The following is a 20,388-nucleotide window of genomic DNA, read 5'->3' as shown; positions in this document are numbered from 1 at the left end:
TCTCGTCGGGACTTTTGTCCCTTGTTCTGAGGGTAGAGTACGGATTTTCCTTTCCGGACCGCTTAAGAGGTTCGGTTAAAAAAGGCTTGAACTGTCAGATGGTTATCAAAACCCAACGGAGCAGGGTTGCGAAAAAATGAACGGCGCACGCCAAGGTGTGTCACGGTCGAATACGGCGTCACAGCCTGAGGCAAGGCTGGAGTGAGACAATCACACAAGCTCCGTCATCCGCCTCCTGCCGATCGCGAATTGATATGATTTCGACCTTCCTCAGCTACAATCTCGTCACGCGTGACATGAAAGCGAGCCTCGATCGCGTCGCCTCCGATCCGAATGTCAGCCGGGATGCGAAATACTACGAGGAGAACATCGGAAACGTCACCTCCGTCAAGGAGTTCATGGACGACTACCGGCTCTATTCCTACGCCATGAAAGCCCATGGCCTGGAGGATATGACCTACGCCAAGGCCTTCATGGAGAAGGTCCTGGAGAGCGACCTTTCCGACGAGAACAGCTACGCGAACAAGCTCAGCGACGACCGTTACCGCAACTTCGCCGCCTCCTTCAATTTCACCCCGGATACCGCCGACGTCCAGTCGGATGCCCAGGAAGAGGACACGATCGGCCTCTACAAGCAGTCGCTTGCCGACGAGGCCACGTCCGTTGCCGATGAGACGGCCTATTACAAGGATACGATCACCCGCATCAGTTCGGTGGACGATCTCCTGGGCAATGCGCGGCTGAAGAACTATGTGCTCGACGCCTTCGATATCCAGAAGGATTACTATTCCAACGACTATCTGCGCTCCATCCTGACCAGCGATCTGAGCGACACTGAGAGCGTAGCCAACAAGACCGGCAAATCGAATTTCAAGGCAATGGCTGCGGCCTTCTCCTTCGACGCTAGCGGCAACATGACCGGCTCCTCCGTGCAGACCGAAGAGCAGCAGCACACCGTCGTCCAGGCCTATACCTTCAACGTGCCGTCCTACACGATCCCGGCAGCCGCCGAGATGAACAAGGAATATTTCGAGGAGCAGATCAAGAACATCACGTCGGTCGACGAGCTGACTTCGGATTCGCGTCTTTTCGGCATCGTCAAGACGGCCCTCGGGCTCGACCAGTTCACCTTGAAGTCGACCTTCGCCAACATCGTCACCAGCGACCTCTCGGATCCGAACAACTACGCCCAGACCTTTGGCGGGGCAAAATACGTCCAGATCGCCCAGATGTTCAATTTTCAGACGGACGGCTCGGTCGCCAGCGGCGAAACCGCCCAGACCGACGACAACATCAAGGCGATCATGAACAAATACATGACGGCCTATGACGACGAGGATCAGGCAACCCTCGCAGATCTGACGGATTATTATTCCACCAACATGAAACGCCTGGAGTCCGCCGACGAGCTGATCAGCAACAAGAAAATCCACGACATGGTGCTGAAGGCCTATGGCATCGGCGAAGACGAGATCAGCGACAGCGAGCTGCGCAAGATCCTGACGAGCGACCTGTCCGATCCGGCGAGCTTTGCCAACAAGGCCAAGGACGACCGCTTCGTCAAGCTCGCCCGGGACTTCAACTTTGACAGCGAGGGCGATGCAACGGCGCCGCTGCTGGCGCAATCGGAAGCGTCGATCACCAGCACGGCCAAGGACTATATCGTCGCCAAGACGAAGTTCGCGGATGCCGAGGAAAAGGACCAGATCAAGAAGGAGGCCGAGGCGGAAGCGACATACTACCAGGAGAACATCACCAAGATCACCAGCGCAAAGGAGCTGTTGTCCGACAGCCGGCTGGTGGACTTCCTGCTGGAGGCGAATGGTATCGATCCCGAGTCGGTCAGCTCCGACGATATGGAGAAAATGTTTGCCTCCGACCTGGATGATCCGAAAAGCTTCGTCAACCAGCAGAGCAATGAACGCTTCGCCGAAATCGTCGCCTCGTTCAATTTCGATCAGAACGGTCAGCTGACCCGGGAAACGCTCGGCACGATCCAGCAGCGTGGCGCGGTGAAGGAAACGCAGGATCTCTATCTGCACCAGTCGCTGGAGGAGGAGCAGGGCGATGACAATGCCGGCGTACGCCTGGCGCTCTATTTCGAACGCATGGCGCCGACGGTTACCTCGGCCTACGACATCCTCGGCGACAGCGCGCTTCTGGAAGTCTTCCGCACCGCCTACAATCTGCCCTCCGAAATCAGCTCGATGGACATCGACAAGCAGGCGGCACTGGTGAAGAAGACGATGAATCTGGAAGATCTCGACGATCCGGACGAGCTCCGCAAGTTCGTCCAGCGCTTCATCGCCATGTACGACCTGCAGAACGACGACGGCTCATCGAATGCCGCCGTCTCGATTCTCTCCGGGTCGGGCGGCTCGATCAGCGCGGATACGCTGCTGTCGCTCGCCCAGCTCAATACCGGCGGCTAGTCGACCCTGACGACCTTGCCGGGGTTCATGATGCCGGCCGGGTCGAAGGCGCGCTTGATGCGCCGCATCAGGTCCATCTCGATCTCGGACCGGACCGCGGCGAGCTTGTCGCGCTTCAACTGGCCGATACCGTGCTCGGCGGAAATCGAACCGCCATATTTCAGCACGATGGCATGCACGGCGTCGTTGACCTCGTCCCAGCGGGAAAGGAAGGCATCGCGGTTTGCGCCGACCGGCTGGGATATGTTGTAGTGGATATTGCCGTCGCCGATGTGGCCGAAGCCGCAGATGCGCGCGCCGGGGATCATCTCCAAAACCTTCTCGTCCGCCTCGTGCATGAAGGCCGGGATCGCGGAAACCGGAACCGACACGTCGTGCTTGATCGAGCCGCCTTCCGGCTTTTGCGCCGGCGACAGGCTCTCGCGCATGTGCCACAGGGCCTGGCCCTGCGCCTCCGAACTCGCGATCACCGCGTCCTCGACCAGCCCGCCTTCGAGACCCTTTTCAAGGAGCGCTTCCATCATGCGGGTCGCCGCTTCGCTGGTGTCGGAGGTGGACACGTCGATCAGCGCGTACCATTTGTGGCTCGATGCCAGCGGATCGCGGACACCGGGAATATGCCTGACCGCGAACTCGACGGCGATGCGCGGCATCAGCTCGAAGCCGGTCAGGGAGGCGCCGCAGACGCCGCCAGCGATCTCGAACAGGCGAAGCGCGTCTTCCACCGAATTCAGCCCCGCAAGCGCGACCTGATGGCCGAGCGGGCGCGGGAAGAGCCGGAGCACGGCACCGGTGATGATGCCGAGTGTGCCCTCCGCGCCGATGAAGAGATCGCGAAGGTCGTAACCGGTATTGTCCTTCTTCAGCCGCCTGAGCCCGTTCCAGATCTCGCCGGTCGGCAGAACCACCTCGAGGCCGAGGCAGAGATTGCGCATGTTGCCGTAAGCGAGCACGGCCGTGCCGCCGGCATTGGTGGAAAGGTTGCCGCCGATCTGGCAGCTGCCCTGCGAGCCGAGCGACAGCGGGAACAGGCGATCGACCTTTGTCGCCGCGGCATGCAGGTCGTCGAGCACGACGCCCGCATCGGCAACGACCACGTTGGCCACCGGATCGATATCGCGGATGCGGTTCATGCGCTTCAAGGACAGGATGACCTCGCGTCCGTCGGTCGCCGGCACCTGGCCGCCGACATGCCCGGTATTGCCGCCTTGCGGCACGATCGGCGTTCCCGTTTGCGTGGCGAGCGCCAGAATCTGCGAGACCTCCTCGATGGAGCCCGGCAGCAGCACCAGCGGCGACTTGCGGAAATAGAGGCCGCGATCTTCGGTCACGAACGGCTTGATGTCCGAAGCCTCGGTGATCGCATGGCGCTCGCCGACGATGGCCGCAAAACGGCTCAGGAGCGCGGGCGAAAGGGGCTCACTGGTCATCGTGCGTCTTTCCTGTGGTTTCGGGCGTGCGCGGCGCGGCGGCGCGTGCCAGGCGGTCATTGATCGCTTCGCCGAGCCCGTGGCCGGGGATGGCAGTAACCGCAATCGTCTTCGCGCCCGTCGCGTCCGCTTCCTTCATCATGCCGAACAGGCTCGCCGCCGCCTCGGCAAGATCGCCGGACGGGCTCAAGTCGAAGATGCCGAGCGCATATTCGATGCCGGGCAGGCGTTTGCCGCCAAAGGTCAGCAACGCTTCGCCCGGCAGCAGCATGTCTGCCATCAGCCGCATGGAGGCGCCCGGCGCATAATGGGAGAGCAGCATGCCCGGCGCTTCGATCTCGGCATTCGTGCCGTCATGGCGCACGACCTCGAGGCCGGTCGCCGCGGCGATCTCTTCGGCGCTGATGCCGCCCGGACGCAGCAGCCGGATGACGTCGCCGTCGACCTTGACGATGGTCGATTCCAGCCCGACCTTCGCGGGGCCGCCGTCGAGGATGAGATCGATCCTCTCGCCGAGATCCTCGTCCACATGGACGGCGGTCGTCGGGCTGATCTTGCCGGACGTGTTGGCCGAGGGGGCTGCGAGCGGACGGTCGAAAGCCTTGATCAGCGAGGCGGAAAAACCGCGCGGGACACGCACGCCGACGGTCTCCAGCCCGGCGGTTGCGAGGGGATGGACGCCGGAGCCTTCCTTCAGCGGCAGGATGAGCGTCAACGGCCCGGGCCAGAAGGCGTCCGCCAGTTGCGCCGAAACGGGGTCGAAGGTCGCATAGCGTTCCGCCATCGCCTTGTCGGCCATGTGGCAGATCAGCGGATTGAAGCGCGGCCTGCCCTTGGTCTCGTATATGGCGGTGACGGCCGCTGGGTTGGTCGCATCCGCCGCCAGCCCATAGACCGTCTCGGTCGGCATGGCGATCGGCCGGCCGGCCTCCAGCAGAGGCAGGGCCGCGGCAATCGCCTCGTCGGGATTTCGGGTGATGTCGATAATGCGGGCCATGGCTCACCGGTCTTCGGAATGCGCATGTCCTTAGCCCGGAACGGCCGGGTGTTCAACTGCGTCCGATCGGAGCAGGGTAGGGGAACCGGGTGCGTCAGAGCGCCTGAATGATTCGCCTCAGTGCCTCGTCGCGGGCGCCGAGCAGGAGGACGTTCTTGACCGCTTCCTTCTTCTCGTGCGTCTGGAAGAGGATGCCGCCATTGTTGATGCTGCGGTCGATCTGCAGGCGTGGCGGCGCCGGCAGCTGTGCCATCGCCGTCCGTGGCTTGGTCTGCGCCGGCCTTTCTGCGGGGACCGGCTGGTTCTGGTTGACCGCCACGGCGAAGTACATGCGCGGATATTTGAGGTTCAGACGCCCGAAGAAGGCGTCCGTGCCGCCGATTTCGGAGAAGAAGTTGGCGATGTAGAAGGCCCAGATGACCTCGTTGAAGCGCGGATGGTTCGTCCGCGCGGCCGTGATGTGACAATAGCCGAGATGCGGGCTCTGCTCGAACGTGCGGTGAAAGATAATCTTCGGAAACTGGATCGACTTGTGAAACCGGTTCAACCGTTCATGGGTCCGTTCGCCGGCGGACATCAGCATCTTGCCCGTGCGCTGGGCGACCTCCTCGTAGGTGAGGTAGCGCCGTTCCTCTTCCAGCCAGTTTTCCTTGCTGCGCACGATGCGGCCGGTGCGCAGGAACTCGGAGTGAACCGCCTGTCCGGGAAGCTTCGGCTTTTTCTCCGCTGCCTGGTAATATCTGGTCTTCATGGCTTCGGACACGTGCAGGGCTCCGCTATGGTCCATCATCGTCGCAAAACGTGGTTAACCGCCGGTTAAGAGCCGTCCTCGACCGCTTGCCTGTCCCGTCTGCGACGTTCTTGCGTGTCGTCAATTGTCGTGTCGCGTGTCGCTGGCAGCGTGTCTGCGACATCGGTTCCCAACTATAGTGTGTTCAGGCTCAAGGTCTCGCCCTGCTAGGGAGGGCGGAAAATTGGGAAAGCCGGTGAAAATCCGGCGCTGCCTAGCAACGGTATAAGAGCTTGAAACTGGCGCAAGAACCACCGGCATGGTCCGGAACGGCCAGTTCCCGCAGCGACGGGAGGCTCTTCAGCCCGGAAACCAGCCTGAAGCATGGATTTTGAAACTTGGCCGCAGCAACCGGCCGGGGTCTCCAACTGTCGGTGCTCCCAGCCGGCCGTGACCTGTCGGTTGTCTGCATCACTGATTTTTTTTGGCGCATGAGGATGGGTCATGGATATTCGTAACACTGTGCTGCGGCAATTGAACAACCGTCGCGAAGGCTTCAGCCTGGAGCAGGCCTTCTACACCGATCCGGATTATTTCAAGCTGGATATGGAAACGATCTGGTATCGCGACTGGCTCTTCATCGGCCATGACTGCGAAATCCCGAAGGCAGGCAATTTCTTCACCGTTCAGGTCGGCGATTATCCGGTCGTCGTCGTGCGTGGCCGCGACGGTGTCATCCGCGCCCTGCACAATTCCTGCCGTCACCGCGGTTCGCGCGTCTGCAACACCGAGCGCGGCGCCTCCGCCAAGCTCGTTTGCCCGTACCACCAGTGGACCTACGAACTCGACGGCTCGCTGCTGTTTGCCCGGCAGATGGGTGACGACTTCGACAAGTCGCAGTTTTCGCTGAAGAAAATGCATTGCGAAACGGTGGCCGGCTACATCTTCGTCTGTCTCGCCAAGGTCGCTCCCGACTTTGAACCCGTCCGCGCAATGGTCGATGCCTATGTCGGGCCGCACCGTCTCAAGGAAGCCAAGATCGCCCACCAGTCGACCATTATCGAGAAGGGCAACTGGAAGCTCGTCTGGGAAAACAACCGCGAATGCTACCACTGCGCCGGCAACCATCCGGAGCTCTGCCGCACATACCCGGAAGCCCCGTCGGTTACCGGCACGCAGGGCGCGGGCGATGACCCTGTCATCGCTGCCCACTGGAAGCATTGCGAGGACGCCGGCCTGCCGAGCCAGTTCAAGATGCATGACAGCGGCCAGTTCCGCGCCGCCCGCATGCCACTGATCGAAGGCGCCGTCAGCTACACCATGTCCGGCAAGCCGGCAGTCAAGAAGCCGCTGTCCTCTGACGTCACCGTCGGCAACATCGGCACCATGCTGCTGTTCCATTATCCGACCACCTGGAACCACATGCTGGGCGATCACGCGATCTCCTTCCGCGTGCTGCCGCTTGGTCCGGAAGAGACCATGGTCACGACCAAGTGGCTGGTGAACAAGGATGCCGTCGAGGGCGTCGACTACGACCTCGAGGAGCTGACCCACGTCTGGAACGAGACCAATGACCAGGACCGTCGCATCGTCGAGGAAAACGCCTTCGGCATCCGTTCGCCGGCCTATGAGCCCGGTCCGTATTCGCCCGACCATGAAGGCGGCGTCATGCAGTTCGTCGAGTGGTACACCAACTTCATGATCGACCGCCTGCAGGGCGATCAGACCAAGCTGTCGGTTGTCGCGTAATGAGCAGCGTGAAAAAAGCTCCCTTCAAGCATGTCGACGAAATGCTCCCCTGGAGCGACAATGAAGACATGCTGGAATGTGTTGGCTGGACGCCGGAAGCGCCGGACACGATGACCTTCACCTTCCGGGCGGACAAGGAGAACCGCTGGTTCCGCTATCTGCCCGGCCAGTTCGTCACGCTGGAACTGCCGGTCGGACCGGAACCGGTGCTGCGCACCTACACGCTGTCGTCCAGCCCGTCGCGGCCCTTCATGCTGGCCGTCACGGTCAAGGCGCAGAAGGACAGCATCGGTACCCGCTGGATGCAGGAAAGCCTCTATCCGGGCATGAAGATCAAGGCGCACGGTCCGCGCGGGGATTTCTCCTATGTCCGTCATCCGGGCGAGAAGTACCTGTTCATCTCGGCCGGCTCCGGCATCACGCCGATGATGTCGATGACCCGCGACCTCGGCGACCGCGAACCGGACAGCGACATCGCCTTCATCCACTGCGCCCGTTCGCCGAACGACATCATCTTCCGCTCGGAGCTGGAGTACAAGGCGCGCTACATGCCGAACTTCTCGCTCGGCCTGATCGTCGAGCAGCTGGAGCGTTCGCAGTTCTGGTCGGGCCTGAAGGGCCGGGTCGACAAGGCCAAGATCGCGCTGCTGGCGCCGGACTTCCTTGACCGCACGGTGTTCTGCTGCGGACCCGAGCCGTTCATGGCGACGGTGCGGGAATCGCTGGAGACCGCCGGCTTCGACATGAGCCGCTATCACCAGGAGGCCTTCGCGACGGCCGCCCCGATCGCCGACATGCCGATCGTCGTCAACGAGGACAAGGACGAGGAACCGTCGTTCAAGGTGCGCTTCGCCGACAGCGGCAAGAATGTCGAGTGTCAGCCGGGCTTTACCGTGCTGCAGACGGCCCGTGCCAACGGCGTGCGCATCGGCGCGGCCTGCGAATCCGGCATCTGTGGCACCTGCCGGGTCAAGTGCCTGTCGGGCAAGGTCGATATGCAGCACAATGGCGGCATTCTCGACGACGAGATCGACGAGGGCTACATCCTCGCCTGCTGCTCGCGTCCCTTGACGGATGTCGAGATCGAGGCCTGACAAAGGCCTCGATCAACTTCGAGCAGCGCGGAGCCGGCTGGACCGTCAGATGGTCGTCGGCACCCGCAGCTCGAAATCGGCCAAAGTCATCGGACGGCCGAAATAGTAGCCCTGGAGGGCGCTGCAGCCGCAGTCGAGCATGAAGCGGTATTGCGCCTCCGTCTCCACGCCTTCCGCCAGCACGTCGAGGCTCAGATCGTGCCCCATCTGGACGATGGTCTTGGCAAGCGAGGCGTCGAGTTCGTTTTCCGACACGCCGCGTACGAAGCTGCGATCGATCTTCAATTGCGTGAGCGGCAGTCTGCGCAGATAGCTCAGCGACGAGTAGCCGGTGCCGAAGTCGTCGAGCGAAATGCCGATGCCGATATCCTGCAGGGCCGTCATCTTGGCGGCCAGCCCTTCGACATCGGCGACGAACACGCTTTCCGTCAGCTCCAGCTTCAGCCGCTTAGGATCGACGCCATAGGTCCTGACGGTACCCTCCACCAGTTGCACGAAATCCGTCAGCAGAAACTGGTCGGCGGTGATGTTGATCGCCAGCGTCAGGTGCCTTGTGCTGGCGTTGGCGTTCCACGCCGACAACGTCTGGCACGCTTCCTTCAGCACCCAGCTGCCGATCTTCGGCATGATGCCACTGCGCTCGGCGAGCGGAATGAACTCGGCCGGGGAGATGTAGCCCCGTTTGGGATGTTGCCAGCGCAACAGGGCCTCGGCCCCGATTGTCCGGCCGCCGCGGTCGACCTGCGGCTGGTAGAAGAGTTCGAACTCGCCGCGACTGACGCCGAGCAGCAATTCCCGCACAAGGCCGCCTTGTTCGGCGGCGTTCGTCTGCAGGACCACAACGATACCGGAAAACAGCGTTGTCAGGATTCCGGCATTGATGATGGCCAGGGGGCCGCGAACCGTGCCGGAGATTGGGGTCGCAGCCGGGATGCTGAAATTGCTGCTCGCGAAAAAGACGAAGCCGGCAAGGCAGGCCGCGATGATGCCGATCTGCAGCCATGAGCGTTGTCGCTGGTAATTGACGTAGCCGACAAGGGCGATCACCAGCAGGTAGATATGCAGGATGCGCGGCGTGTCCGCGTCCGGAATGTCGAAGCACAGGGCGAAATGGCAGACGAAGATGTAGCTGGTGATTTGCGAAAAGAGGAGCCCGGCTTGAACCATGCCTGCCTTCAGCATCAGAAGGGAGGTGACCATCGCCAGGCCCAGAACCCCAACGCTGACCGCGGCGACCCGGTATCCGAGGGTCATGTATAGCACGAACCAGGCAGCGCAGAGTGCGGCGCTGATCCACATGAGCGCTTCGCAGATTTGCAGGATGCGAGGGGACGACAGGGAGGTGGTCTGTGCTGTGCTGGTGTTCAGCGACGTGCTGTGCATAAGGCCCTTGCTCGTTGTGCCGTGAACCGGAAACCGCGATCAGGTCGTGAACCGGTTTAGGATACGCAGCTTTGACGAGCAAATGTTAAGAATTGGCTGAGACGGACTGTCAGATATGGGAGTTTTGGTCATGAAATCGGTGGGTTAGGCCCCGAACAGCGATCGGTTTGGGGCCGCGGCGTGCCTAGCGTCGCATGAAGGCTTCGAAGGCAGCGCGCGCCTCGGCGCTTCTCAACCGTTCGCCGAAATGCCTGGCCTCTTCGTGGATGCGCTGCGACAGCGCCGCCTTGTCGCCGCGCAGCAGGCCGCGGGTGATCTTCAGGGCTTCCGGCGGCTTTGTCGCCAACCTTGCGGCCATCGTCAGCGTTGCCGTCTCGATGTCCGCTTCCGGCACGATCTTCCAGATCAGGCCGGCCATGTGCGCCTCGTCTGCCGAAAAGCCTTCGCCGGCGGCAAGCAACGCGAAGGCCCGCTGATGGCCGGCGACGCGCGGCACGATGAGGCTCGATCCAGCCTCCGGCACGAGGCCGAGATCGACGAAAGGCGTCTTGAACAGGCTGCGGGGCGTGGCAAGCGTCAGGTCGCAATGCAGGTTCAGCGTCGTGCCGATGCCGACGGCCAGTCCGTCGACGCCCGAGACGAGCGGCTTTTCCGAATGGACGAGGGCGGCGAGGAAGTCGAGCACCTCCGTGCCCATGTTGCCGCCCATGGCGACGGCGAGGAAATCGGCGACATCGTTGCCCGCCGAAAAGCAGCCATCGGTTCCAAGGAAGGCGGTAACGCGAATGCGCTCCTCGCCATTGGCCGTGTGCAGCGCATCGGTCATCCGGGCATACATGTCCCGCGTGAACGCGTTCTTCTTTTCCGGGCGGTTGAAGCGGATCACCTGGACGCCGGGATAGGCTTCGGGACGTTCGACGAGGATATGGTCGGTCATGGTCGTTCTCACAGGCAGGCGCGGGCGGCGGCGAGGCTCGCCGCACCGGAAATCACGCGATGCTTCAATGCCGAGGTTTCACCAGTCATGTTTTCGGCGGCGAAGCGGCAGAGCGCGATGCGGTTGTCCTGCTTGCCGTCGTCGGTTGCTGCAAGTCCGCCCTTGGCGAGATAGCAGCCGGTCAGCGCAAGGCCGAACAGCCGCTGATAGGGCGTGGCGCCCGCAAGCGCGTCTTCCACCTTGCCCGCGGCAAGCGCCGCAAGCAGCCAGTCGGTCGCCGCCTGCAGGTCGTCGAGCGCGGCGCTCAGCGCCTCCGCCGTATGGCCGAAACCACCGATGTTGGAGGCCCGGACCGCAGACGCGATCATCCTCAGTTCGGCGATGAAGCCGCGCACCTGCTCGCCGTCTGACAGCGGCAGCTTGCGGGTCACGAGGTCGATCGCCTGGATGCCGTTTGTGCCTTCGTAGATCGGCGCGATGCGGGCGTCGCGGTAGAGGCGGGCGGCACCCGTCTCCTCGATGAAGCCCATGCCGCCATGCACCTGGATGCCGAGCGACGCGGCTTCGACGCCGGCATCCGTGGAAAACGCCTTTGCGATCGGTGTCAGAAGGGCGGCGCGCTCGCCCCAATGACTGGCATTTGCTCCCGACAGCCTATGCGAGAGGTCAATCGCATGCGCGCAGGCATAGCTGATCGCCCGGGAACCCTGTGTCAGCGCCTTCATGGTCAAAAGCATGCGGGCGACGTCCGGATGCTCGATGATAGGACTCATGCCCGCTCCCGTCCACCCCGGAGCCTTGCCCTGGGTGCGCTCGCGGGCGTACTCGGTCGCCTTCTGGGTGGCGGCTTCGCAGATCGCCACACCCTGCATGCCGACCGCCAGGCGGGCGTTGTTCATCATCGTGAACATGCAGTTCAAGCCCCGGTTCTCCTCGCCGATCAGCCAGCCGATGGCGCCCTTTTCGTCGCCGAAGCGGCCGTCGCCGTAGATCATCGTGCAGGTCGGCGAGCCGTGGATGCCGAGCTTGTGTTCCAGCGAATGGCAGAAGACATCGTTGCGCTCACCGAGCGAACCATCCTCGTTGACGAGGAATTTCGGCACCAGGAAGAGCGAGATGCCGCGCGAGCCGGGCGGTGCATCGGGCAGGCGGGCCAGCACCAGATGGATGATGTTGTCGGTAAAATCGTGTTCGCCATAGGTGATGAAGATCTTCTGGCCGAAGATGCGGTATGTGCCGTCGTCACGCCGTTCGGCGCGCGTCTTCATCACGCCGAGATCGGAGCCGGCGCCGGGCTCCGTCAGGTTCATCGATGCCATCCATTCGCCGGAAATCATCTTCGGCAGGTAGGTCGCCTTCAACTCGTCCGAGCCATGGGCGGAAAGCGCTTCCGCCGCACCCTCCGTCAAAGTCGGGCCGAGCGCGAAGGCCATGGAGGCACCGTTCCACATTTCCAGCGTCGCGACATTCAGCATATGGGGAAGGCCCTGGCCGCCATGGTCGGGGCTGCCGGTCAGCGAGTTCCAGCCGCCTTCCATCCAGTGGCGGTAGCACTCCTTCCACCCATCCGGCGTCTTCACGCTGGCATCGTCCTTGAGCGTCGCGCCTTGCGTGTCGCCGATCTCGCCAAGCGGCGCCAGTTCCTCGCTCGCAAACCGTCCGGCTTCCGTCAGGATCGCATCCACCAGATCGTCGGAAAGGTCGTCGAAGAGCCCCTTGTCGATCGCCTCATCGAGCCCGGCGACGTGTTTCAGGGTGAAGAGAATCTCCTCGACCGGTGCCTTGTACATTCCGTTCCTCCTCCGAACAGACGAATTGGACGCTCAAGCATTCCACGCGCAGCCTGAGCGCGCATGGTGTCATTTCCATGGGCTAATTGATTTTTACGTAAACGTCAATTTGAAAATGGGAGGAGGGGTGGTGATTCGGGGGCGGCGGACTGGCAGGTTTCAGATTATGGTCACGGGAAGCCGGCCGTTCCTCAGCAGGCAGAGCAGCCGATCGCCTCCGACCTAAGCCGGTCTTCCGCTCAGTTATTGTGATGTCCGCTTCTAGGGCTCTGCGAGTCGTCCGGCTGCGAAGTCGCGTGCGAGCGTTACAAAGGCTTGGAAGGCCGCGGATGAATTGCGCCGATTGGAATAGTAGAGGCACAGCGGCACAAGGGGCGGCGTCCAGTCTTCGAGAATGCGCACGAGCCGTCCAGCCTCGATGTCTTCGCGTATATCGGCTTCCATGAAATAGCCGATCCCCACGCCGTTCGTCACCGCGATCCGGGCCAGGGAGGCTTCGTCGAGCGTGATCGGGCCTTCGACGTCGAGTTGCAATTCCTCGCCGTCCCTCTCGAACCGCCAGCGGAACAAGGCGCCATTGGGAAGCCGAACGCGGACACAAGGGTAGGTGAGTAGCTCTTGTGGCACCTGGGGAATATCCCTGCTTTTGAAAAAGGCTGGAGATGCGGCAACCGCCATGCGTCGCATCTGGCCCAGCGGTATGGCAATCGCGTCGCTGGGCACCAAATCCGCGCTGCGCACTCCCAGATCGAAGCCCGCCGCCACGACGTCAACAAGCCGCCCCTCGGTGACCAGGTCGATATGAACCTGCGGATAGCGCTGCAAATAGCTCAGGACCAGCGGCGCCATGATTTCACGCGCCGCCGTGGCGAAGGCATTGATGCGCAAGGTACCGGACGGCGTCTCCTGCTGGGAGCGCGCCGTGTCCATCGCTTTTTGAATGTCCTCGAGCGCAGATTTGATCTGTGCGACGAAAATTCGCCCGGCATAGGTGAGTGAGACGCTGCGTGTGGTGCGATTGAACAATCGCACGGCAAGCTCCCGCTCGAGTTTGCCGACCGCATTGCTGATGGCCGTGGTCGACATGCCGAGATCGAGCGCCGCTGCCCGAAACGAGCCGCACCGAACGATGGCAAGAACCGCCTCGAGTTCGATCAGCGAATGGCGCGTCATTATCCCGATTTCCGTAACACGGTATGCTGATTTGTCTCGATTATCAGGAGAGAAGTCAATCGCTATTTAGGTCTTGTCACCATCGAGGAGATGAAAATGTCAATGCACCTACCCAAACCAATCGCTGACTATGTCGAAGCAAATGCTTGTCTCGATATCGACGGCATGTTGAAGCCCTTCCTGCGTGACGCTGTCTTTATCGACAACGGCAAGCATTTCGAGGGGCAGCCGGCAATCCGGCAACTGGTCGAAGAAGAAGTGATCCCGGTGAAGGCCATCTTCGTGCCTGACACGGTTCGGGAAGAAGACGGCGATGTCGTCGTCGAAGGTCCCGCGCATGGTGATTTCCCGGGCAGCCCGCTCCGTTTCACCTATCGCTTCACGCTGGCCCACGGTGCCATCAAGACCCTGGAGGTCACGGTATGAACCTCAAGGCAGATCCCACCGAATTCGCCGGCAAACGCGTGCTTGTCAGCGGAGGCACCAAGGGTCTGGGCCGCGCGACTGTCGAGCGCTTTCTGGCCGGCGGCGCCCGTGTTGTTACCGCCGCCCGCACGATCAAGGATCCTATCGAGGGCGTCGAATATGTCCAGGCGGACCTCACCACTGCGGAGGGCGGCGAAGCGCTGGCCAAGGCGGCGCTTGAGCGGCTGGGCGGCATCGACATTCTCGCCCATGTCATAGGCGGTTCGGTTTCGCCGGCGGGCGGCTTCGTTGCGCTGACCGACGACAATTGGCTCGCCGAGCTGAGCCTCAATCTGCTGGCGACGGTCCGGCTCGATCGGCTGCTGATCCCGCAGATGCTCGAGCGGGGGAAGGGCATTGTGGTGCACATCACCTCGATCCAGTCCGTCCTGCCGCTGCCAGAATCCACAACCGGCTATGCCGCCGCCAAAGCCGCGCTGAGGACCTACAGCAAGTCGATTTCGAAGGAGCTCGGCCCCAAGGGCGTAAGAGTCAATTCCGTCTCACCCGGCTGGATCATGACAGAGGCCGCCGGAGACTTTCTCGAAACACTTCGGGTTGCCAATGGCGGAACGACTGAAGAGGCGCGTCAGTCCGTGCTTGATGCCCTGGGAGGGATCTCCATCGGGCGGGCAGCCGAGCCCGAAGAGGTGGCCGACCTCATCGCATATCTTGCCGCCGATCGTGCCGCCGCGATCCATGGCGCCGAGTTCGTGATCGATGGAGGGACCATCCGCACCATCTGAGGGTGCCTCCCGGCGCTCGCCCTCCGCATGGAAGGACGGGCGTCGGTATGCGGATGATGGTAAGCGATGGATGCCACCGCGCACCACCAAACTCCCGGTCCGGTTTGAAAGGAACGACCATGTCCGCCGTCTACGCAAAAGAAGCGAGTTTCGAAGAGCCGCTTGCCTCTGTTGCCCTTCGCTTCGAACTGGCCGGAAGCTGCTAGGCTCATCCCCAAACCTACCTCCCCAGCACAGCCACAGCCTCCACATGCCCCGACCACAAGAACTGGTCGATCGGCGTCACGCTTTCGATTTTATAGCCGCCGTCCACCAGCAGCGCGAGGTCGCGGGCGAGCGTGATTGGGTTGCAGGAGACCGCGATCACCTTTGGCGTCTTCGCCTTGGCAAGCTCGCGACACTGGGCTTCGGCGCCGGCGCGGGGCGGGTCGAAGACGATGGCGTCGTAGCGCGAGAGATCCTTGGTGAGCAGCGGCCGGCGGAAGAGGTCGCGGCGCTCGGTGGTGATCGGCTTCAGACCCTGCGTGTTGCGCACGGCCTGGTCGAGCGCCTTCAGCGCCGCGCCGTCGCTTTCCACCGCATGCACCTTGGCCTTCCTGGCCAGCCGGAAGGTGAAGGTTCCTGCGCCGGCAAAGAGATCGGCGACCTGCTTGGCCTTGCCGAGATTGTCGGCGACGAGCCGTGCCATCGCCTCTTCGGCGGCCCGCGTCGCCTGGGTGAAGCCGCCCGGATTCGGGCTCACGCCGGCGCCTTCGAAGTCGAGCAGCGGCTTGCGCATCTCGATCAGGATTTCGCCATTGACCGAAACGCGGGCGACCGGCTTGCAGGCAAGCGCGACTTCGACCGTGCGCGCACGGATGTCGTCGGGCAGCGATTTCAACTCGTCGAAGGCGATGTCGAGGCCGGTCAGCGTCTCGAGAACGGTCACGCGGAAGGGATTGGCGCCCTGCGCCACCGCCGCCGCGATCTTGCGGATATCGTCGAGATGGCCGGTGATGCCGGCCGACGCGACGGGACATTCGGCAATGGCGACGATGTGGTGCGAGCCGGCCTGGTTGAAGCCGAGCAGCAGGCCCTTTTCGGTGCCGCGGGCCGTCATCACCATGCGCCGCCGCTCGCCGGGATGGGCCGGCACGAGTTCGTGGACGGTCGGCGTCAGCCCCTTCGATTTCAGGGCGTCGACGACCAGCTGGCGCTTGAAGGCGCGGTAGGGTTCGTCGGCGTAATGCTGCAGCGTGCAGCCGCCGCAGGTGCCGTTCTCGCCCTCGGGGCCGAAATGCCGGCAGGCGGGTGCGCGCCGGTCGGGCGAGGGCGCTTCCAGCGACATCACTGTCCCTTGCGTCTTCACGCGTGCGATCGCGACCGTTTCGCCGGGCAGCGCGAAGGGCACGTAGACCGGCCCGTCGGTGGTGTGCGCGATGCCGTCGCCCTGTGCGCCAAGCTTGCTGATGGTGACCGTTTCGGTGCTCATCTTTTCCGTCCTGCCAAGAGAAATTCCTGATTGCCGTCGCCGCCAGCGATCGGCGAGGCTATGAAGCCGAGGCTCGTCCAGCCCTGTTCCTGTTCGAGCCACGTCTCGATGTCGGCCGCGATTGCCGGTCCAGTCGTCGGGTCTTTCAGAAGCCCGCCCTTGCCGATTGCCGCCTTGCCCGCCTCGAACTGCGGCTTGACGAGCAGGGCGCAGAAGCCGCCCGCTGCGCAAAGCGACAGAGCCGGCGGCAGGGCGAGCTTCAGCGAAATGAAGGAGACGTCCGAGACGACCGCCTGCACCGGACGGCCGCCGATATCGTCGGCCGAAAGATTGCGCGCGTTCAAGCCTTCGAGGTTCGTCACATTCGGGTGGGCCGCGATCCGTTCGTGCAGCTGCCCGTGGCCGACATCGACGGCGGTCACATGGGCCGCCCCGCGTTCGAGGAGAACCTGCGTGAAGCCGCCGGTGGAGGCACCGATGTCGAGACAGTGGAGCCCGGCCGGATCGAGGCCGAAATGGTCGAGTGCCGCAATCAGCTTCAGCACCGCGCGCGAGACATAGGCATGCGCCGGATCGTCAATCGCGATCGCTGCCGATGAGGGGACCGTCTGGCCCGGCTTTGCCGCTTTCCGGCCGTCGACAGACACTGTGCCCCGGCGCACCGCGTCGGCGGCGCGAGAGCGCGTCTCGAAGTGGCCCAGGTTCACCAGAAGCTGATCCAGGCGCTGCGGTGTCTTGTCGTCGGCAGTCATGCCCTGTCCATGACCTGCATGGGCCGATTGCGCAAGGGGGGAAATGGCAGCGGGCGCAGGCGGCGGATTTCGACTATTATTGACAGTCATCAAGAATAGCCTCGGCGTCTGCGTGTTTATTCATGATATCTTATGAACAGTCGAGTTTGTTAGCGGGGTGTTAACCGGCTTTTTCTTAACTGCCTGAGATCGAATTTCAGTGCAGTCCGCCTCTGCGGACATTCTCTTGGTTGCTTCACATGTTTTCATATCTCAAGCGCATCCCGCTCACCGTGCAGATCGTGCTCAGCGTCGTCGTCGTCCTGATGGTCGGCGAAAGCGCCAAGGTCGCCTACGATATCAGCCAGGACTGGGCGCGGATTCGAGAGAGCGGCGAGATGCGCGGCAATGCGGCGCTCGATCTGCTGGAGGCGATGCACATCCAGGCGATGCTGAACCGCGGCCAGATCGAGGACGGCGACCCCGCCGTCATGACGCTCGACGGGGCGATGAAGCAGTTTTCCGAGGCCAACGGCGACGTCGATATCTGGGTGGTGATGGCGGAAAAGATCGAGGCCTTCCAGAAGGAAAACGGCGGCACCATCCTGCCGCCGAAGGATGCGGTCGATACCGCGGCAATGGCGTCGCTTGCCAGGCAGTCGGTAGTCGAGGGCGAAAAGCTCCGCCTGTCGCGTCCGGTCGTCCTCGGCCAGGGCGATGCCGCCGACGAGCGCTGCGCCGGCTGCCATACCGGGCTGATGAACATCGAGCCGGGCGAGGTCATGGGCACCTATTCCGCATCGATCAATCTTGCCCCGCAGATCGCCAGCTGGAAAAGCCGCATCATGCTGAAGGTGCTGGCAGGCCTCGGCACGCTGACGGTCGCCGCCCTGCTGATCATCACGCTCCTGCGCTCCAATACGCTGAAGCCGCTGCGGCGTCTCAGCGAGGTCACCGAGAGGCTGGCCAGGGGCGATGCCGATACGGCGGTGACCGGCGCCGAACGCAAGGACGAGATCGGCGCGCTGGCCCGCTCGCTCGGTATCTTCCGCGAGGCCGTGATTGCCAAGAAGCGTCTGGAGGAGGAGGCCGAGGATCATCGCCTGCACGCCGAGGAGCAGCGCCGCGCCGCCGAGGAGGAGGCCGAACGCCAGGCCGCCGAGCGCCTTCGCATCGCCACGTCCGGCCTTGCCGCCGGACTGAAGAAGCTGGCCGAAGGCGATCTTACCTATCAGCTGAACGAGCGCTTCGCGCCCGAATTCGAAGAGCTGCGCGGCGACTTCAACGCCTCGGTCCGCCAGCTCGGCGACACGCTTTCGGTGATCTACCAGAGCTCCGGCAACATCGACAATCACAGCCGCGAGATCGCCGACGGCATCGCGGATCTGTCGAAGCGCACCGAACATCAGGCATCGTCGCTCGACGTGACGACGGTGGCGCTGGAGCAGATCACCGGCAATGTCTCGGAGTCCGCCAAGCGCGTTGACGAGGCCCGTGCGGTCTCCAAGCAGGCCAACGAGAACGCCCGCCAGTCGGCAAGTGTCGTCGTCAATGCCGAGGACGCCATGCGCCGCATCGAGGAATCCTCCGGCAAGATCGCCTCGATCATCTCCGTGATCGACGAGATCGCCTTCCAGACGAACCTGCTGGCGCTGAACGCCGGCGTCGAGGCGGCGCGGGCAGGGGATGCAGGCAAGGGCTTCGCCGTCGTCGCGCAGGAAGTCCGCGAACTGGCCGGCCGGTCGGCGAGGGCCGCCCGCGAGATCAAGGAGCTGATCGACAATTCGTCGGCCGAGATCGAGGGCGGCGTCGCGCTTGTTCGCGATGCCGGCCAGGCCTTGACGGGCATCGGTGAGCTGATCGTCTCGATCAATGGCTACATGGACGCGATTACCGCCAATACCCACGAGCAGTCGACGGGACTGGGCGAAGTCAACAAGGCCGTCCGCAGCCTCGACCAGGTCACCCAGCAGAACACCGCCATGGTCGAGGAGGCAAGCGCCGCCAGCATGAGCCTCGCCAGCGAGGCGACGCGGCTGCGCGAAATGATCTCGCATTTCCGGATTGCCGGAGCCGGGTCGCAATCCCACGGTGGCGAAGCGTTCGCACCGATGGCCGCTTCAGCCGGCAACCGCCGTCGCTAGCCGGTTGCCATCGTCGCCACGACGCTGCTGGAATTGCGCCTTTTGCGGTTGGCCTTGATTGGATAAGGTCGCCGCAGCGATTTCGGATGGAGGGGGTGCTATGCGACGGATCGGACATGCCTTGCTGCTGGCGGGCCTCGTGGTGGGCGGCGGAACCGCGCAGGCTAACGATTCCATGAGCGAACTCGGCGCCGGTGGCCTGACCTTCGTCAAAAGCTATGACGTGACGATGGCCCGCGAGGATCTGTTCATCTCGCAGGAGGAAGTGCGCGTCGACTACACCTTCCACAACGGCTCGGACAAGGACGTGCGCAGCATGGTCGCCTTTCCGATGCCGGATATCGAAGGCGGGATCGACGCCAATGTCGCGCTCAACGATACGGACGACGCCAACTTCCTGCAGTTTTCCGTGACCCAAGACGGCAAGCCGATCGAGGCTACCCTGCAGCAGCGCGCCTATGTCGCCGGCATCGACATGACGGAGGAGCTGCAGTCGAAAGGCGTTCCGCTTCTTCCCTTTGCCGATGCCACCTTCAAGGCACTGGAAGCGCTGCCGAAGGAGACGCAGGAGGACTGGCTCGCCAGGGGTTTGATCGTGCCGGACGAATACGACAATGACGGCACCGGCATGAAGGTGCACCTGACCCCGAGCTGGACGCTGAAGACCACCTACTGGTGGAACACGACCTTTCCGGCCGGCGCTGACGTGCATGTCTCGCACCGGTATCGTCCGAGCGTCGGTGGCACGGTGCAGGTCGCCTATCTGCACTATGACGGTACGCGTAGCGAGGAATTCCGGCGTTACCAGGACAAGTTCTGCATCGACGAAACATTCGAGAAGATAGGCCGCAAGTCGCTCGCCGACATGAACGCCGGCAAGCCTTTCTACACCGAGCAGTGGCTGTCCTACATCCTGACGACCGGGGCGAACTGGAACGGCCCGATCGGCCAGTTCCATCTGACGATCGACAAGGGGCAACCGGAAAATTACGTCAGCTTCTGTGGCGACGGGGTCAAGAAGACCGGGCCGACGACCTTCGAAATGACGAAACAGGATTTCTATCCGGAGAAGAATCTGGACGTATTGTTTTTAGTCCGCTCGGCGCAGCCCTGACG

General features: G+C 62.8%; 16 protein-coding genes and 1 riboswitch. Of the genes, 7 read left to right on the top strand and 9 right to left on the bottom strand.

Annotation, left to right across the window (positions count from 1 at the left end):
* The first annotated feature begins 254 nt into the window (after positions 1-254).
* Positions 255-2,432 (top strand): DUF1217 domain-containing protein, encoded by a 2,178-nt coding sequence (locus ACU5AY_RS12980; protein ID WP_446826530.1) that lies wholly within the window; start codon positions 255-257, stop codon positions 2,430-2,432.
* Here the strand turns inward: ACU5AY_RS12980 and ACU5AY_RS12975 are convergent.
* The 3 genes from ACU5AY_RS12975 to ACU5AY_RS12965 all read right to left on the bottom strand — a co-directional run bounded on the left by ACU5AY_RS12975 (position 2,429) and on the right by ACU5AY_RS12965 (position 5,610).
* The gene (locus tag ACU5AY_RS12975) at positions 2,429-3,862 is read right to left on the bottom strand and encodes an FAD-binding oxidoreductase (RefSeq protein ID WP_446826529.1); all 1,434 of its coding nucleotides are present in this window, start codon (positions 3,860-3,862) and stop codon (positions 2,429-2,431) included. The genes ACU5AY_RS12980 and ACU5AY_RS12975 overlap by 4 nt on opposite strands.
* On the bottom strand, positions 3,852-4,859 hold the full coding sequence (locus ACU5AY_RS12970) for an L-threonylcarbamoyladenylate synthase (protein ID WP_446826528.1): 1,008 nt from the start codon (positions 4,857-4,859) through the stop codon (positions 3,852-3,854). Before ACU5AY_RS12970 ends, ACU5AY_RS12975 begins: the two co-directional genes overlap by 11 nt.
* Before the next feature lie 94 nt (positions 4,860-4,953).
* Positions 4,954-5,610 (bottom strand): DUF6656 family protein, encoded by a 657-nt coding sequence (locus ACU5AY_RS12965; RefSeq protein ID WP_446825935.1) that lies wholly within the window; start codon positions 5,608-5,610, stop codon positions 4,954-4,956.
* A gap of 176 nt (positions 5,611-5,786) precedes the next feature.
* A riboswitch (cobalamin riboswitch) is annotated at positions 5,787-5,984 on the top strand.
* A gap of 109 nt (positions 5,985-6,093) precedes the next feature.
* Between ACU5AY_RS12965 and ACU5AY_RS12960 the strand changes: the two genes are divergently transcribed.
* Together ACU5AY_RS12960 and ACU5AY_RS12955 are read left to right on the top strand one after the other, a co-directional pair.
* Complete coding sequence (locus ACU5AY_RS12960) at positions 6,094-7,338, top strand: aromatic ring-hydroxylating oxygenase subunit alpha (protein WP_446825115.1); 1,245 nt, start codon at positions 6,094-6,096, stop codon at positions 7,336-7,338.
* On the top strand, positions 7,338-8,432 hold the full coding sequence (locus tag ACU5AY_RS12955) for a 2Fe-2S iron-sulfur cluster-binding protein (protein ID WP_446826527.1): 1,095 nt from the start codon (positions 7,338-7,340) through the stop codon (positions 8,430-8,432). The genes ACU5AY_RS12960 and ACU5AY_RS12955 overlap by 1 nt, the downstream gene beginning before the upstream one ends.
* Positions 8,433-8,477: 45 nt before the next feature.
* Here ACU5AY_RS12955 and ACU5AY_RS12950 read toward each other — a convergent pair whose 3' ends face one another.
* The 4 genes from ACU5AY_RS12950 to ACU5AY_RS12935 all read right to left on the bottom strand — a co-directional run bounded on the left by ACU5AY_RS12950 (position 8,478) and on the right by ACU5AY_RS12935 (position 13,715).
* Positions 8,478-9,815, bottom strand: a complete 1,338-nt coding sequence (locus ACU5AY_RS12950) for a putative bifunctional diguanylate cyclase/phosphodiesterase (RefSeq protein WP_446825113.1) — start codon at positions 9,813-9,815, stop codon at positions 8,478-8,480.
* Between the two features lie 184 nt (positions 9,816-9,999).
* Positions 10,000-10,752 (bottom strand): crotonase/enoyl-CoA hydratase family protein, encoded by a 753-nt coding sequence (locus tag ACU5AY_RS12945; RefSeq protein ID WP_446826526.1) that lies wholly within the window; start codon positions 10,750-10,752, stop codon positions 10,000-10,002.
* Between the two features lie 8 nt (positions 10,753-10,760).
* A complete protein-coding gene (locus ACU5AY_RS12940; protein WP_446826525.1) occupies positions 10,761-12,542 on the bottom strand; it encodes an acyl-CoA dehydrogenase in 1,782 nt (593 codons plus the stop codon).
* A gap of 261 nt (positions 12,543-12,803) precedes the next feature.
* On the bottom strand, positions 12,804-13,715 hold the full coding sequence (locus ACU5AY_RS12935; protein WP_446826524.1) for a LysR family transcriptional regulator: 912 nt from the start codon (positions 13,713-13,715) through the stop codon (positions 12,804-12,806).
* 96 nt (positions 13,716-13,811) lie between these two features.
* Here ACU5AY_RS12935 and ACU5AY_RS12930 point away from each other — a divergent pair, with 96 nt between their 5' ends.
* Positions 13,812-14,141 (top strand): nuclear transport factor 2 family protein, encoded by a 330-nt coding sequence (locus ACU5AY_RS12930; RefSeq protein WP_446826523.1) that lies wholly within the window; start codon positions 13,812-13,814, stop codon positions 14,139-14,141.
* Positions 14,138-14,926 carry an SDR family oxidoreductase gene (locus ACU5AY_RS12925; RefSeq protein WP_446826522.1) on the top strand — a complete coding sequence of 263 codons (789 nt, stop codon included), beginning with the start codon at positions 14,138-14,140 and terminating at the stop codon, positions 14,924-14,926. Before ACU5AY_RS12930 ends, ACU5AY_RS12925 begins: the two co-directional genes overlap by 4 nt.
* Before the next feature lie 220 nt (positions 14,927-15,146).
* On the opposite strand, the gene ACU5AY_RS12920 is transcribed toward ACU5AY_RS12925, so the two are convergent.
* Together ACU5AY_RS12920 and ACU5AY_RS12915 are read right to left on the bottom strand one after the other, a co-directional pair.
* Positions 15,147-16,397, bottom strand: coding sequence for a class I SAM-dependent RNA methyltransferase (locus ACU5AY_RS12920; protein WP_446826521.1), 1,251 nt, complete (start codon positions 16,395-16,397; stop codon positions 15,147-15,149).
* Positions 16,394-17,149, bottom strand: a complete 756-nt coding sequence (locus ACU5AY_RS12915; protein ID WP_446826520.1) for a TlyA family RNA methyltransferase — start codon at positions 17,147-17,149, stop codon at positions 16,394-16,396. The genes ACU5AY_RS12920 and ACU5AY_RS12915 overlap by 4 nt, the downstream gene beginning before the upstream one ends.
* Positions 17,150-17,388: 239 nt before the next feature.
* Here ACU5AY_RS12915 and ACU5AY_RS12910 point away from each other — a divergent pair, with 239 nt between their 5' ends.
* On the top strand, positions 17,389-19,272 hold the full coding sequence (locus tag ACU5AY_RS12910) for a methyl-accepting chemotaxis protein (RefSeq protein WP_446826519.1): 1,884 nt from the start codon (positions 17,389-17,391) through the stop codon (positions 19,270-19,272).
* Between the two features lie 100 nt (positions 19,273-19,372).
* Entirely contained in the window at positions 19,373-20,386 is a 1,014-nt protein-coding gene (locus tag ACU5AY_RS12905; protein ID WP_446826518.1) for a DUF4424 domain-containing protein, read from the top strand.
* The last annotated feature ends 2 nt before the right edge of the window (positions 20,387-20,388 follow it).

This window comes from Rhizobium sp. PAMB 3174 (genome assembly GCF_052908375.1).
This window is presented reverse-complemented; position numbering and strand designations above follow the sequence as displayed.